The sequence below is a fragment of the Streptomyces sp. SGAir0957 genome (assembly GCF_043523415.1).
In genome coordinates, this window is the sequence record NZ_CP027293.1 from 5,220,810 (window position 1) to 5,233,830 (window position 13,021).

Genomic DNA, 13,021 nt, shown 5'->3' on the forward strand with positions numbered 1-13,021 from the left:
GCTTCACTCGCTTCACTTCGCTTTTCTTCGCGCCGGGTCCGTAGTCCGTCACGCCGGAACTCCCTTTCCGTTCAGGCACGACGAGACCCCCGGAGGGCTCCTCACCCATGTCGTCGTTCATGTCCCTTTTCGCGAGCTTGGTCGAGCACTTCGCCACCCTGCTCCAGCCGCTGTTCAACGCCTCCGCGACGGCCGCGGCGATCATCCTGTTCACCGCGTTCGTACGCCTCCTCGTCCACCCCCTGTCGCGGGCCGGCGCCCGGGGCCAGCGCGAGCGGCTCAAGCTGCAGCCGCGCATCGCCGAGCTGCGCAAGAAGCACAAGAAGAACCCCGAGGCGCTGCAGAAGGCGATCCTCGAACTGCACAAGGCGGAGAAGGTCTCCCCGCTCTCCGGCTGCCTGCCGATGCTGTTCCAGATGCCGGCGTTCTTCCTCCTGTACCACCTGTTCTCCAGCGGCAAGATCGGCGGCGAGCCGAACAGCCTGCTCGGGCACACGCTCGGCGCGGCCCCGCTGAGCGGCAACTTCAAGGACGCACTCGCCCACGGCGGGATCTTCGGGGCGCAGGGGCTCGTGTACGTGGCGCTGTTCGCGCTCGTCGCGGCGGTGGCGACGTTCAACTTCCGGCGGACCAAGCGGCAGATGGCGGCCTCCGCGGCGGCCGCTCCCGCTTCCGACCAACCGCAGGTGCCGGGCATGGCGGCCATGACCAAGTACATGCCGCTGATGTCGTTCATGACGCTGTTCTCGGTGGCGTTCGTACCACTCGCCGCCGCGCTGTACGTCGTCACGTCCACGACGTGGAGCGCGGTCGAGCGGGCCGTCCTGTACCGGGACATGCCGTACGGGGCGGCCGGGGCGACGATGCCCGCCGTTTGACCGCCCGCCGTCCGAGCGCCCGCTGTCTGAGCGCCCGCTGTCTGAGCGCCCGTCGACGGGCCCGCGCGGTCCAGTCCGTGAACGGGGTATTGCGGACTGGACCCCGCTCTTGGAGGATCGACCAGTCCTCCGATGGCTGCTGGCCGCACCGCGCCATGGAGGCTCCTCCTAGATCGAGGGAGTTACCGCATGAAGCTGCTGCGAGTCGGACCGGCCGGAGCCGAGCGCCCCGCGCTCCTCGACGGCGACGGCACCCTGCGCGACCTGTCCGCACTGGTGCGGGACATCGACGGGGAGCTGCTCGCCGACGACGCCGCGCTCGACCGGGTCCGCTCCGCCGCCACCTCAGGCGACCTGCCCGTCCTCGACGCCGCGGGGCTGCGTATCGGCCCGCCCGTCGGCCGGATCGGCAAGGTCGTGTGCATCGGCCTGAACTATCACGACCACGCCGCCGAGACCGGCGCGGAGCCGCCCGCCGAGCCCGTCGTCTTCTTCAAGGCGGCGGACACCGTCGTCGGGCCGAACGACACGGTGCTCGTGCCGCGCGGCTCGACCAAGACGGACTGGGAGGTCGAACTGGCCGTGGTCATCGGACGTACGGCCCGCTACGTCGAATCCCCCGAGGCCGCGCTCGCCTGCGTCGCCGGATACGCGGTCGCCCACGACGTGTCGGAGCGGGAGTTCCAGATCGAGCGCGGCGGCACCTGGGACAAGGGCAAGAACTGCGAGACGTTCAACCCGCTCGGGCCCTGGCTCGTCACCGCCGACGAGGTACCCGACCCGCAGGCGCTTCCGCTCAAGCTGTGGGTCAACGGGGAGCTGAAGCAGGACGGGACCACCGCGGAGCAGATCTTCTCCGTGGCGGAAGTCGTGCGGTATGTCAGCCAGTTCATGACGCTGTACCCCGGGGACGTCGTCAATACGGGGACGCCCGCGGGGGTGGCCATGGGGCAGCCCGAGCCCAAGCCGTATCTCCGGGGCGGGGATGTGGTGGAGCTGGAGATCGAGGGGCTCGGGCGGCAGCGGCAGGTGTTGAAGCCGGCCTAGGGGGTTGGCGGCGCTGGGGTGCGGGCGTGCGCTCCAGCGCCGTAGGGGTGGTGTCGAGTAGCGGCTTGCGCGCCGTCGTAGCTGGTCGCGCAGTTCCCCGCGCCCCTGGAGGTGCGCACTTCGTGCGACACCTCCAGCAGCCCGTCAGCTCGCGCTGAAGCGCTCCAGCGCCTCCACCACCAGTGCGTGGTCCTCCACCTGAGGCAGGCCGGAGACCACGACCACGCCGATCACGCCCGCGTCCCGCACCCGGATGGGGAACGCTCCGCCGTGGGCCGCGTACGTGTCGGGGTCCAGGCGGGAGGAGTCCTCGAACGTCGTGCCCTTGGCGCGGAAGCGGCTGCCGACCAGGTAGGACGCGGCGTGATAGCGCTCGACCACGCGGCGCTTGCGGGCGATCCAGGCGTCGTTGTCCGGCGTGGAGCCGGGCAGCGCCGCGTGGAAGAGCTGCTGGCCGCCGCGGGTGATGTCGATGGCGACGGGTGCCTGGCGCTCGCGGGCCAGTTCGACCAGGAGGGTGCCGAGGGTCCAGGCGTCGTCATGGGTGAAGGAGCCGAGGACCAGGCGGCGCTCCTGCTCCTCCAGCGTCTCGATGTCCGGGGCGGAGGCCGGCTGTCCGGCGGCGGCGCTCACAGCGTCACCGTCACACCGTCGCGGGCGGAGCGGCGGGCCGCTTCCAGGACGTCGAGCGCGTCGGCGGCCTGGGTGGCGGGGACCGGGTTCGGGGCGCCGTCGTGGAGGGCGGCGGCCACGGCGGCGTAGAACGCGGGGTAGTCGCCGTCGAGGGTGGGCTGCGGGCGTCCGCCGCCGGTCAGCGGGGACTCACCGGCGCCGACGCGGCCCCACATCGACTCGTCCTCCACGCCCCAGGGCTGCCCGGCGACGGGGCGCTTGCCGTCGCGCAGGGCGGCTTCCTGCGGGTCGAGGCCGTACTTGACGTAGCCGGCCCGCGAGCCGAGGACGCGGAAGCGCGGGCCGAGCTGGGCGGTGGTCGCGGAGACGTAGAGGTGGGAGCGGACGCCGTTCGCGTGGGTGATCGCGATGAAGGTGTCGTCATCGGCCTCGGCGCCCGCGCGGCGCACGTCGGACTCCGCGTAGACGGAGACGGCCGGGCCGAAGAGGACGAGGGCCTGGTCGACGACGTGGCTGCCGAGGTCGTAGAGCAGTCCGCCGATCTCCTGCGGGTCGCCGGACTCGCGCCAGCCGCCCTTGGGCTGCGGGCGCCAGCGCTCGAAGCGGGACTCGAAACGGTGGACGTCGCCGAGTTCGCCGTCCTTCAGCAGCGCGTCGAGGGTGCGGAAGTCGTTGTCCCAGCGGCGGTTCTGGAAGACGGAGAGGAGCAGGCCGCGCTCCTCGGCGAGCGCCGCGAGGTCGCGGGCCTCGGCCGCCGTGCCCGCCACCGGCTTGTCGACGACGACGGGCAGGCCCGCCTTGAGGGCGGCCGTCGCGAGCGCCACGTGCGTCTTGTTGGGGGAGGCGATGACGATCAGGTCGAGGTCGTCGGCCCGCTCCCACAGCTCGTCGGGGGAGGCCGCGAAGCGCAGTCCTTCGCCGTGCTCGGCGCGGGCCTGGGCCTGCCGCTCCGGGTTCGAGGTGACGACCGTGTCGAGGGTCAGGCCCTCGGTCGCGGCGATCAGCGGGGCGTGGAAGACGGAGCCCGCGAGGCCGTAGCCGACGAGGCCCACCTTGAGCGGGGCGCGGCCGCCCGCGGAGCTGTTGCCTGAGCTGGTACCAGTCATGTGCTCCATGGTGCCACTTAAGCAACGCTGTTGCCAAAGGATCGCCGCGAGGGACAATGGGGAGGTGAACAGCGACGCAAGGCCCACCGCGGGCGCCAACCTGGCCGCACTGCGCGGGCACAACGCGGCCCTCGTCCTCGACCTCCTGCGCACGGCGGGCGAGCACGGGATCAGCCGCCTGGAGCTCGCCGAACGCACCGGGCTCACCCCGCAGGCCGTCAGCAAGATCACGGCTCGCCTTCGCGCGGACGGGCTCGCCGTCGAGGCGGGGCGGCGCGCCTCCACCGGCGGCAAACCGCGCACCGTCCTGCGCATGGTCGCCGGTGCCGGGCACGCGGTCGGCCTGCACCTGGACCGCGACGAACTGCGGGCCGTCCTCACCGACCTGGCCGGGACCGTCGTCGCCAGCCGCCGCTCGCCGCTCGACCTGGGCGCGGGCGCCGACGCCGTCCTCGCGGCTACCGCCTGCGAGGTGGACGCCCTGCTCGACGCGGGCCCCGCCCGGGGGAGCGGCGGGGCCGCGCTCGGTGTCGGCGTCGCCGTGCCGGGGCCGCTCGACCATGCGGGCGGGGTGCTGCACCGGGTCACCGGATTTCCGCAGTGGGACGGATTCCCGTTGCGGGACGCGCTCGCCGAGCGGCTCGGGCTTCCGGTCGTCGTCGACAAGGACACCAACGCCGCCGCCCTCGGCCTCGCCCTCGCCGCCGAGCCCACGTTCGGCTCCCTCACGTCGTCCTTCGCCTACCTCCACCTCGGGACGGGGCTCGGCGCCGGGCTCGTCCTCGACGGCGCGCTGTACCGCGGGGCGCGTACGGGCGCGGGCGAGTTCGGCCACCAGGTCATCCAGCTGGACGGTCCGCCGTGCGGCTGCGGCAACCGGGGCTGCATCGAGGCGCTGTGCCTCGCCGCGCTCGCCGACGGCACCCCGGCGGGGGTCCGGGAGGCGGCGCGCGTGCTCGGCGAAGGCGCCGGGAACCTGGTCAGCCTGCTCGACATCGACGCCGTGCTGCTCGGCGGCCGGGCCGTCGCCGCCGCCCGGGACGAGTTCGTGCACGGCGTCGCCGAGGTCCTCGGCGCCCGGGCCCGGCGCGAGGGGTGCGGGCCCGCGATACCGGTGCGGGCGGCGCCCGGCGGGGCCACCCTCGTCGTCGAGGGCGCCGCGCAGCTCATCCTCGCCCCGCTGTTCGGACGCGGGAACGAGGCGTCGCCCACCAAGCCCGAGCGCACTCGGCCTTCAGGCCGGTGAACATCATCTGCCGGTGAACATCATCTGATCGGAGGGACCTCGCGCCGCCATTGAGCCGTACGAGGTGTGGCGCGCGGGGGCGGCTCGCGCGTGCGTGGCAGATTCCCGGCCATGGTTGTCGCCGCCCGCGGGCTCGCCCCGCTGCCGCTGTTCCTGATGGTCGCCGCTCTCGCCGCCCCCGTCCCGGCCGCCGCAGCACCCCGCGAGGCGGCCTGCGACAGCGCCCCCGGCAGCCACGCCTTCCCTCTGCGCACCGCCGTTCACGACGGGCCCGACAGCTACTACGCCGGGGGCGCGCAGCAGACCTGGTCGCTGGAGCTGACCAACGCGACCGGCGCCACGTGCCGCGACGTCCACCCGGTGCTCGTCCTCGTCGACGGGGAACGGGCGCTGCGCCCCGAGCAGATCCGGCTCGCCGTCTCCCACGGCCGGGAACGCGCTCGTCCCGTGTCGTTCGAGCGGACCGCGCACCAGGAGAACGTGGGCGTCTTCGACAAGGGGCGCGCGGGTTTCACCGTCGGCCCCGGCAGGACGGTCACCGTACGGGTCCGGCTCGCGTTCACCGCCGACACGCGGCCCGACCACGTCGTGGCGAGCGCCGCGCTGGTGCGGCGCCGCACCGCCGACGACGGCGACTGGGTGGGGGAGTCCCGCGACTACCCGTTCGACATCCTGCCGGGCGACGGCTCCGCCTTCGGCGCCCACGACCCGGACCCCACCGGCCCCGGCCACCTGCCCGGCGGCGACGGCACCGCCCGCGACGACGGCCGGCCGCTCCCCGAGCAGCTCGCCGCGACCGGCCCCGGCGGCTCGCTCCTGCGGCTCCTCTGCGCCGCCGCGGCCTGCCTCGTCGGCGGGGCGGCGCTGATGCTCGGTGCCCGGCGGCGCGGGGCGGCCCGGCGCTGAGCACACCCCGTTCACCAGGGTCTGCGACCATCCCCGCGTGGACTATCCGAACGACCAGGCCCCCGGCGCCCCCGTGCGCGACGGCATCCCCGAACACGGCCGCATCCCCAAGTACTACGCGGTGAAGGCCCAACTCGTCGCCCTCATCGCCGAGTTGGGAAGCGGCGACCCGCTCCCGACCGAACGTGACCTCGCCGTCCGGTACGAGGTGTCCCGCGAGACCGTCCGGCAGGCGCTGCGCGAGCTGCTGCTCGAAGGACGGCTGCGGCGGCAGGGCCGGGGCACGGTCGTCGCCGGGCCCAAGCTGGAGCAGCCGCTGTCCCTGGCCTCGTACACGGAGGGCGTCCGCAGGCAGGGCCGCCGCCCCGGCCGGCACCTCATCGGCCTCGACCGCTTCCCGTGCCCGCCCGCGCTCGCCGCCGAGATCGGCCTGGAGCGCGGGGAGCCCGTGTGGCACATGGAGCGCGTCCTGCTCGCCGACGACGAGCGCGTCGGCTTGGAGTCCACGTACGTGGCCGTCGCCCGGGTGCCGCGGCTCGACACCGACTTCGACCCCGACTCGTCGTTCTACTCGTACGTCCATGAACGCCTCGGCATCGACTTCGGCTCGGCCGACGAACGGATCGAGACGGTGCTCGCGACCCCGCGCGAGGCGCTGCTCATCGGGACGCCGCCCGCGCTGCCGATGCTGCTGATCCACCGCGTCTCGTACGACACCGGGGGCCGTGCCACCGAGCGTGTGCGGACGCTGTACCGGGGGGACCGGTTCTCGTTCACGACGCGGTTGGGCGGCGCCGCCCGGTGAGGTACCGCCTGGTGAGGCACCGCCCGGTGAGACGACGCCCGGTGTGGCGCCTCGTCGGCCGAGACGGACGCATAACGGAAACGTAACGGGTCTAGGCCAAGCTTGGGTGGCAGTTCACCGTCCCGTAGGTGGCCGGACCCCTCCGGGACACCCGCCCCGAGGAGCGTGGCCGCCGTGAGACAGCAGAGCAGCGGCATACGTTTCGACGGGGTCTCCGTCAGGTACGGCGGGACCACCGCCCTCGACTCCCTCACCCTGACCGTCGAGCCGGGCGAGGTGATGGCCCTCCTCGGCCCTTCCGGGTCCGGCAAGACGACGGCGCTGCGCGCGGTCGCCGGATTCGTGCGGCCCACCGCGGGGCGGGTGTCCATCGGCGGGCGCGACGTCACCGACCTGCCCCCTTACCGGCGCGGCATCGGCATGGTCGTGCAGCAGTACGCCCTGTTCCCGCACATGCGGGTCGAGGACAACGTGGCGTTCGGGATGCGCGCCCGCAAGGTCCCGCGGCGCGAACTGCCCGACCGCGTCGCCGAGGCGCTCGACCTGACGGGCATGGCCGCCTACGCCAAGCGCTACCCGCGCGAACTCTCCGGCGGGCAGCAGCAGCGCGTCGCCATCGCCCGCGCGCTCGCCGTCCGCCCGGACGTGCTCCTCCTCGACGAGCCGCTGTCCGCGCTCGACGCGCAGCTCCGCTCCGGGATGCTCGCCGAACTGGCGCGGCTGCACCGCGAGCTGCCGGACGTCTCCATCCTCTACGTCACGCACGACCAGATCGAGGCGCTGACCCTGGCCGACCGGATCGCCGTCATGGACCGGGCCCGGCTGCGGGACGTGGGCACCCCGCAGGACCTGTACCGCAGGCCGCGCACCGAGTTCACCGCGTCGTTCGTCGGCAACGCCAACCTGCTGCCCGTCACCGTCGGCGCCGAGCCCGGCTCGCTCTCCTTCGGCCGGGCCGAGCTGAAGGTCGCCCCGCAGGACCTCGCCTCCGGGGTCACCGCCACCCTCTGCGTCCGCCCGCACCTCGTCGGGCTCGGCGACGGGCCCAACTCCCTCACCGGAGAGGTCACGGAGGTGCAGTGGCGCGGCGCGACGCACCGGCTCCACGTCGACGTCGACGGCCACCGCGTCAAGGCGGACCTGCGCGAACTGCGCGAGCCGCCCGCGCTCGGCGAACGGGTCACCGTGCACTTCGCCCCCGAGGACGCGGTCCTGCTGAGCGCCGGGGTCGCCGCCGCTCCGGGGGAGGGCTCGCATGGCTAGCGCCACCCTCGCCGCCGCGACGAAGGCCGCCGCCAAACCCCGTAGACGGACGCCGGGTTGGGTGTGGGCGCTCCCGCCCGTCGTCGCCCTCGCCCTCGTCTTCCTCTATCCGCTGTGCCTCGTCGTCAAGCAGTCCTTCCAGCCCGACACCGGCGGCACGTCCTTCGCGCCGTACGCCGACGTGTTCGCCTCCGCCGCGTTCCGCGAGGCGCTCGGCACCACCGTGTGGCTCGCCGTCGGATCGACCGTCGGCTGCCTGGTCATCGGGTTCGCGCTCGCCCTGGTCATCGCGTTCGTGCCGTTCCCGGGCGGCAAGGCCGTCGCCAAGTTCATCGACGTGTTCCTCTCCTTCCCGTCCTTCCTCATCACGCTGGCGCTGCTCTTCGTGTACGGGCGGACCGGCCTGGCCAACGGCCTGTGGACCGGGGCGACGGGCGCGGCCACCGGGCCCTTCCAGTTCCTCACCACGCCCTGGGGCGTCCTGCTCGCCGAGATCACGTACTTCACGCCGTTCGTGATGCGGCCGCTGCTCGCCGCGTTCTCCGGGGTCGACACCGCGCAGCTGGAAGTCGCGTCGTCGCTGGGCGCGCGCCCCGCCCGCGTCGTGCGGCAGGTCATCCTGCCGGAGGCGCTGCCCGCGCTCGCCGCCGGCGGCAGCCTCGTCCTCGTCATGTGCCTCAACGAGTTCGGGATCGTCCTCTTCACCGGCGCCAAGGGCGTCACGACTCTCCCGACACTCGTCTACAGCAAGGCGATCCTGGAGTCCGACTACCCGGGCGCCTGCGTCGTCGCCGTCGTCAACGTCCTGCTCTCCGTCGGCCTCTACGGCCTCTACCGGACGGTCAGCCGCCGCGCCGGGACGGGCCGGGGCAGCACCCAGGGGGTGGACAAGCATGCTGTTGCATAGCAAAAAGAGCAGGTGGGCGGCGTGGACGGGGTTCCTCGTCCTCTTCCTGCCGCTCTTCGCCCTGCCGCTCCTCGTCGTCGTCGCCGCGTCCCTCGCCACCCACTGGTCCGGCGCCCTGCCCTCGGGCCTCACCGGCCGCCACTACCAGGCGGCCACCAGCGGCGACTCGCTCACCGCGCTCACCACCAGCCTCGTCACCGCCGTCACCGCGAGCGTCCTCGCCCTGGTCGTCGGCGGCTGGGCCGCACTCGCGGCGGCCGGCCTGCGCACCCGGGGGCGGCGGGCCATGGACGCCCTGTTCATGCTGCCCGTCGCCGTACCGTCCGTGGTCGTCGGGCTCGCCGTGCTCGTCGCGTTCAGCACACCGCCCGTGCTGCTCAACGGCACCCGCTGGATCGTGATCATCGCGCACACGATCCTCGTCACCGCCTTCGCCTACCAGTCGGTCTCCGCCGCCGTCACCCGCCTAGACCCCGCCTACGAACAGGCCGCCGCGTCGCTCGGCGCCCGGCCCGCGTACGTCCTGTGGAAGGTGCGGCTGCCGCTGCTCCTGCCGTCGCTCAACGCGGCCGCCGGGCTCTGTTTCGCCCTGTCCATGGGCGAGTTGAGCGCCACGATGATGCTCTACCCGCCGGACTGGATGCCGCTCCCCGTGCAGATCTACGCGACCACCGACCGGGGCGCGCTCTTCACCGGCTCCGCGATCGCCGTGGTCCTCATGGCCGCGTCACTGCTCGTGCTGCTCGCCGTGGCGCGGCTGCGCACCAAGGCCGCGTACCGCTGAACCCGCACAGCGCCGAACCCACGCCCGCCCCGCCCGACGCCCGTCACCCGCCACCGCCAGGAGTTCCCCTCGCCATGCCCACGCACCCGCGCACCCGCACCCGCACCCGCACCACGCTCACCACGCTCACCGCCCTCACCGGCAGCCTCGCCCTCGCCGCCGTCCTCACCGGCTGCGGCGGCGACTCCGCCGCCTCGGACGCCAAGGTCGTCACCGTCTACAGCGCCGACGGCCTCAAGGGCGAGAACGGGGACGGCTGGTACGACCAGGTCTTCGAGGACTTCACCGCGCAGACCGGCATCAAGGTCAAGTACGTGGAGGGCGGCTCGGGCGAGATGGTGCAGCGCGCCGTCCGCGAGAAGTCCCACACCCAGGCCGACGTGCTCGTCACCCTTCCGCCGTTCATCCAGCAGGCAGACAGCAAGGGCCTGCTCCTGAAGTACGCGCCCGAGGGCGCGGAGCACGTGGACGGCGCGGACAAGGCCGCCGCCGGTACCTGGACCTCCGTGGTGAACAACTACTTCGGCTTCGTCTACAACAAGAAGGAGCTGAAGAAGGCGCCCACCACGTGGGAGGAGCTGCTCGACGGCTCGTACAGGAACAAGCTCCAGTACTCCACGCCCGGCGTCGCCGGTGACGGCACCGCCGTCGTCGTCAAGGCCCTGCACGACTTCGGCGGCAAGGAGCAGGCCATGGAGTATCTGAAGAAGCTCCAGGCCAACAACGTCGGCCCGGCCGCCTCCACCGGCAAGCTCGCCCCCAAGGTCGACAAGGGCGAGCTGCTCGTCGCGAACGGGGACGTGCAGATGAACTACGCCCAGTCCAAGGACATGCCGAACCTCGGCATCTGGTTCCCGAAGGCCGAGGGCTCCAAGCCGACCTCCTTCGCCCTGCCCTACGCGGCGGGCCTCGTGAAGAACGCCCCGCACACCGCCAACGGCAAGAAGCTCCTCGACTTCATGCTGGCCACGAAGCAGCAGCGGGAGGTCAGCTCCATCGGCGGCGGCTTCGCGGCCCGGCAGGACGTCAAGGCGACCGACGAGAACGCCCTCGCGCTGGCCGCCGTCATGGACGGGGTCGAGATCTTCGAGCCGGACTGGAACGACATCGACGCCAACCTCCGCGCGTACGTGGAGGACTGGAAGTCGGCGACCGGCAGCTGACCGGCCCTCCGGCTAGACCCGGTCGACGAGGTCCGCGATCGAGTCGACGACCTCGGTCGGCCGGAACGGGAACCGCTCCAGCTCCGCCTCGGTGGTGAGCCCGGTCAGGACGAGGAACGTCGTCATCCCCGCCTCGAGTCCGGCGAGGACGTCGGTGTCCATCCGGTCGCCGATCATCGCGCTGGACTCGGAGTGCGCCCCGATCGCGTTGAGCCCGGTGCGCATCATCAGCGGGTTCGGCTTGCCGACGAAGTAGGGCTCCTTGCCGGTCGCCTTGGTGATCAGCGCGGCCACGGAACCGGTGGCGGGCAGGACGCCCTCGGTGGACGGGCCGGTGTTGTCCGGGTTGGTGGCGATGAACCGGGCGCCGCCGTTGATCAGCCGGATCGCCTTGGTGAGCGCCTCGAAGGAGTACGTGCGCGTCTCGCCCAGGATCACGAAGTCGGGGTCGGAGTCGCTGAGGATGTAGCCCGCCTCGTGCAGGGCGGTGGTCAGACCCGCCTCGCCGATCACGTACGCGGTGCCGTTCGGGCGCTGGCTGTCGACGAAGCGGGCGGTGGCGAGCGCCGACGTCCAGATGTTCGCTATCGGCACTTCGAGGCCGATGCGGTTGAGGCGGGCGTGCAGGTCGCGCGCCGTGTAGATGGAGTTGTTGGTGAGGACGAGGAACGGCTTGCCGGAGTCGCGCAGCTTCTTGATGAACGCGTCCGCGCCCGGGATCGGCACACCCTCGTGCATGAGGACGCCGTCCATGTCGGTCAGCCACGACTCGATGGGCTTGGGCTCAGTCATCAGGGCGGGCTCCTGCCGGTGTCGAACGCGATCTACGGGACGGCCATCGTATGCATGGTTCCCCCGGGTACCCCAGGATTCGCCCGGCGGCTCTCAGGATGCGGAAAGCGGCCGGACGCGTGAACCTTCTCAGTGTCAGGAGGTTCACGATGCGTGCAGGACCGTTCGCTGTGAGTGCCGCTGTCGCGGCCGTCGTCCTGGGGTGCGCGCCGGCCGCCGCCGCGCGGGCCGCCGACCCCGGTGACCCCGATGCCCCCCGGGGCTCCGTCTCCGTCGCCCCCGCCGCCGCCCGGGCGGGCTCCGACGTCGAGCTGCGGGTCACCGGCTGTGACGGCAGCACCGGCCGGGCCCGTTCCGACGCCTTCGTCGCGCCGGGCGTGCTCGCCCCCGCTCCCGACGAGAGCGGGCTCACCTCCGCGGGGCCCACGCTCTTCGCCGAGGCCCGCGTGCGGTCGACCGTCGCCCCGGGCACCTACCGCATCCAGGTGACCTGCGGCAGCGCGGACGCCGAGCACGCCGAGGACGTCCAGGTCGAAGGCGTCCTCCGGGTCGTCGCCGAGGGCGGCGCGCCCGCCCCCGCGCCGACGCCGACCGCGCTGGTGCACGCCGGGGGAGGAGGCGCCGCCGCGCGGCTCGCCGCCCGGGGCGACAGCCCGCGCGCGGCCGTCTCGGAAGGGCCGGGCACCCGGCACGCCGTCATCGGGCTCGTCCTCACCGCGATCGCGGCGGTCGCCGTCGCCTTCCGCACGGTCCGTCGGCGCAGGGCGCCGCACCCCCCGCAGTCCCCGCGCTAGGAGCACCCCATGAGCGACCGTTCGCACGGCGTGGGGCGGCTTGTCACGGGCGTGGCCTGGGCGGTGGTCCTGCTCGGCCTGTGGCTGTGGGGCCGCGGCATCACCGACCTCAACCTGTCCTCGCCGACCACCGGGGACGCGGCCGCCGTCGGCCGGCCCTTCCAGGTCCAGTTGCCCGCCGCGCACGCTCCCGTCAAGGCGGCGAAGCCGCAGCGCGTCGACGTCGGGTCGCTGCACATCCAGGCGCCCGTCGTCACCCGCGGCCTGGACGGCGGCGGCGCCGTCGACCCGCCGCCCTACGATCAGGCGGGCGTCGTCGGCTGGTACGGCGGCGGGGCGCGGCCGGGCGAGCGCGGCGCGGCCGTCTTCGTCGGGCACGTCGACACCGAGAAGCGGCCCGCCGTCTTCTACCGGCTGAGCCAGGCCCGGCCGGGCGACACGGTGCGGGTGGTGCGCGACGACGGCTCCGTCGTCCGGTTCACCGTCGACGACGTGCAGGTCTTCTCCCGCAGGACGTTCGACGCGCACAAGGTGTACGGGCCGCACCGGGAGGGGCGCGCGGAGCTGCGGCTCATCACCTGCGGCGGCACGTTCGACAAAACGTCGCGGACGTACACCGCGAACGTGGTCGTCTCCGCGTATCTGACCGGGGTCGACGAGCCGACCGGAAAGCCGTCCTGACATATGCGGCACCGAG

At 73.1% G+C, this 13,021-nt stretch carries 14 protein-coding genes; 11 read left to right on the plus strand and 3 right to left on the minus strand.

The genetic code is table 11. The features are described 5' to 3' along the window. Positions 1 to 107 precede the first annotated feature (107 nt). Together C1N81_RS28390 and C1N81_RS28395 are read left to right on the plus strand one after the other, a co-directional pair. Positions 108 to 878 carry a YidC/Oxa1 family membrane protein insertase gene (locus C1N81_RS28390; protein WP_394433737.1) on the plus strand — a complete coding sequence of 257 codons (771 nt, stop codon included), beginning with the start codon at positions 108 to 110 and terminating at the stop codon, positions 876 to 878. Positions 879 to 1,067: 189 nt separating this feature from the next. Beyond that, on the plus strand, positions 1,068 to 1,925 hold the full coding sequence (locus tag C1N81_RS28395; protein WP_394433739.1) for a fumarylacetoacetate hydrolase family protein: 858 nt from the start codon (positions 1,068 to 1,070) through the stop codon (positions 1,923 to 1,925). A 144-nt stretch (positions 1,926 to 2,069) separates the two neighbouring features. Here C1N81_RS28395 and C1N81_RS28400 read toward each other — a convergent pair whose 3' ends face one another. Then, positions 2,070 to 2,558: a heme-degrading domain-containing protein gene (locus C1N81_RS28400; RefSeq protein WP_394433741.1), complete on the minus strand. Its 489-nt coding sequence runs from the start codon at positions 2,556 to 2,558 to the stop codon at positions 2,070 to 2,072. Then, on the minus strand, positions 2,555 to 3,664 hold the full coding sequence (locus tag C1N81_RS28405; protein ID WP_394433742.1) for a Gfo/Idh/MocA family oxidoreductase: 1,110 nt from the start codon (positions 3,662 to 3,664) through the stop codon (positions 2,555 to 2,557). The genes C1N81_RS28400 and C1N81_RS28405 overlap by 4 nt, the downstream gene beginning before the upstream one ends. Before the next feature lie 64 nt (positions 3,665 to 3,728). Here C1N81_RS28405 and C1N81_RS28410 point away from each other — a divergent pair, with 64 nt between their 5' ends. The 7 genes from C1N81_RS28410 (at position 3,729) to C1N81_RS28440 (ending at position 10,738) form a co-directional block, all read left to right on the plus strand. Then, positions 3,729 to 4,910: an ROK family transcriptional regulator gene (locus C1N81_RS28410; RefSeq protein WP_394433744.1), complete on the plus strand. Its 1,182-nt coding sequence runs from the start codon at positions 3,729 to 3,731 to the stop codon at positions 4,908 to 4,910. Between the two features lie 111 nt (positions 4,911 to 5,021). Further along, positions 5,022 to 5,816 carry a hypothetical protein gene (locus C1N81_RS28415; protein ID WP_394433745.1) on the plus strand — a complete coding sequence of 265 codons (795 nt, stop codon included), beginning with the start codon at positions 5,022 to 5,024 and terminating at the stop codon, positions 5,814 to 5,816. Between the two features lie 37 nt (positions 5,817 to 5,853). Further along, a complete protein-coding gene (locus C1N81_RS28420; protein ID WP_394433747.1) occupies positions 5,854 to 6,621 on the plus strand; it encodes a GntR family transcriptional regulator in 768 nt (255 codons plus the stop codon). Positions 6,622 to 6,795: 174 nt separating this feature from the next. Beyond that, positions 6,796 to 7,884: an ABC transporter ATP-binding protein gene (locus C1N81_RS28425; protein WP_394433749.1), complete on the plus strand. Its 1,089-nt coding sequence runs from the start codon at positions 6,796 to 6,798 to the stop codon at positions 7,882 to 7,884. Then, entirely contained in the window at positions 7,877 to 8,791 is a 915-nt protein-coding gene (locus C1N81_RS28430) for a 2-aminoethylphosphonate ABC transporter permease subunit (protein ID WP_394433751.1), read from the plus strand. Before C1N81_RS28425 ends, C1N81_RS28430 begins: the two co-directional genes overlap by 8 nt. Next, positions 8,778 to 9,575, plus strand: coding sequence for an ABC transporter permease (locus tag C1N81_RS28435; protein WP_394433753.1), 798 nt, complete (start codon positions 8,778 to 8,780; stop codon positions 9,573 to 9,575). Before C1N81_RS28430 ends, C1N81_RS28435 begins: the two co-directional genes overlap by 14 nt. A gap of 74 nt (positions 9,576 to 9,649) precedes the next feature. After that, the gene (locus C1N81_RS28440; protein ID WP_394433755.1) at positions 9,650 to 10,738 is read left to right on the plus strand and encodes a 2-aminoethylphosphonate ABC transporter substrate-binding protein; all 1,089 of its coding nucleotides are present in this window, start codon (positions 9,650 to 9,652) and stop codon (positions 10,736 to 10,738) included. A gap of 12 nt (positions 10,739 to 10,750) precedes the next feature. On the opposite strand, the gene C1N81_RS28445 is transcribed toward C1N81_RS28440, so the two are convergent. After that, entirely contained in the window at positions 10,751 to 11,530 is a 780-nt protein-coding gene (locus tag C1N81_RS28445; protein ID WP_394433758.1) for an HAD-IIA family hydrolase, read from the minus strand. A gap of 170 nt (positions 11,531 to 11,700) precedes the next feature. Here C1N81_RS28445 and C1N81_RS28450 point away from each other — a divergent pair, with 170 nt between their 5' ends. Both C1N81_RS28450 and C1N81_RS28455 read left to right on the plus strand, forming a co-directional pair. Next, entirely contained in the window at positions 11,701 to 12,324 is a 624-nt protein-coding gene (locus C1N81_RS28450) for a hypothetical protein (RefSeq protein ID WP_394433760.1), read from the plus strand. 9 nt (positions 12,325 to 12,333) lie between these two features. After that, on the plus strand, positions 12,334 to 13,005 hold the full coding sequence (locus tag C1N81_RS28455) for a class F sortase (RefSeq protein ID WP_394433762.1): 672 nt from the start codon (positions 12,334 to 12,336) through the stop codon (positions 13,003 to 13,005). The last annotated feature ends 16 nt before the right edge of the window (positions 13,006 to 13,021 follow it).

What these genes read in the sequence shown, in the direction of transcription:
- C1N81_RS28390 (WP_394433737.1), top strand. Translation starts at nt 108, where the DNA reads ATGTCGTCGTTCATGTCCCTTTTCGCGAGCTTGGTCGAGCACTTCGCC.
- C1N81_RS28395 (WP_394433739.1), top strand. Translation starts at nt 1,068, where the DNA reads ATGAAGCTGCTGCGAGTCGGACCGGCCGGAGCCGAGCGCCCCGCGCTC.
- C1N81_RS28405 (WP_394433742.1), bottom strand. Translation starts at nt 3,664, where the DNA reads ATGACTGGTACCAGCTCAGGCAACAGCTCCGCGGGCGGCCGCGCCCCG.
- C1N81_RS28415 (WP_394433745.1), top strand. Translation starts at nt 5,022, where the DNA reads ATGGTTGTCGCCGCCCGCGGGCTCGCCCCGCTGCCGCTGTTCCTGATG.
- C1N81_RS28430 (WP_394433751.1), top strand. Translation starts at nt 7,877, where the DNA reads ATGGCTAGCGCCACCCTCGCCGCCGCGACGAAGGCCGCCGCCAAACCC.
- C1N81_RS28435 (WP_394433753.1), top strand. Translation starts at nt 8,778, where the DNA reads ATGCTGTTGCATAGCAAAAAGAGCAGGTGGGCGGCGTGGACGGGGTTC.
- C1N81_RS28440 (WP_394433755.1), top strand. Translation starts at nt 9,650, where the DNA reads ATGCCCACGCACCCGCGCACCCGCACCCGCACCCGCACCACGCTCACC.
- C1N81_RS28445 (WP_394433758.1), bottom strand. Translation starts at nt 11,530, where the DNA reads ATGACTGAGCCCAAGCCCATCGAGTCGTGGCTGACCGACATGGACGGC.
- C1N81_RS28455 (WP_394433762.1), top strand. Translation starts at nt 12,334, where the DNA reads ATGAGCGACCGTTCGCACGGCGTGGGGCGGCTTGTCACGGGCGTGGCC.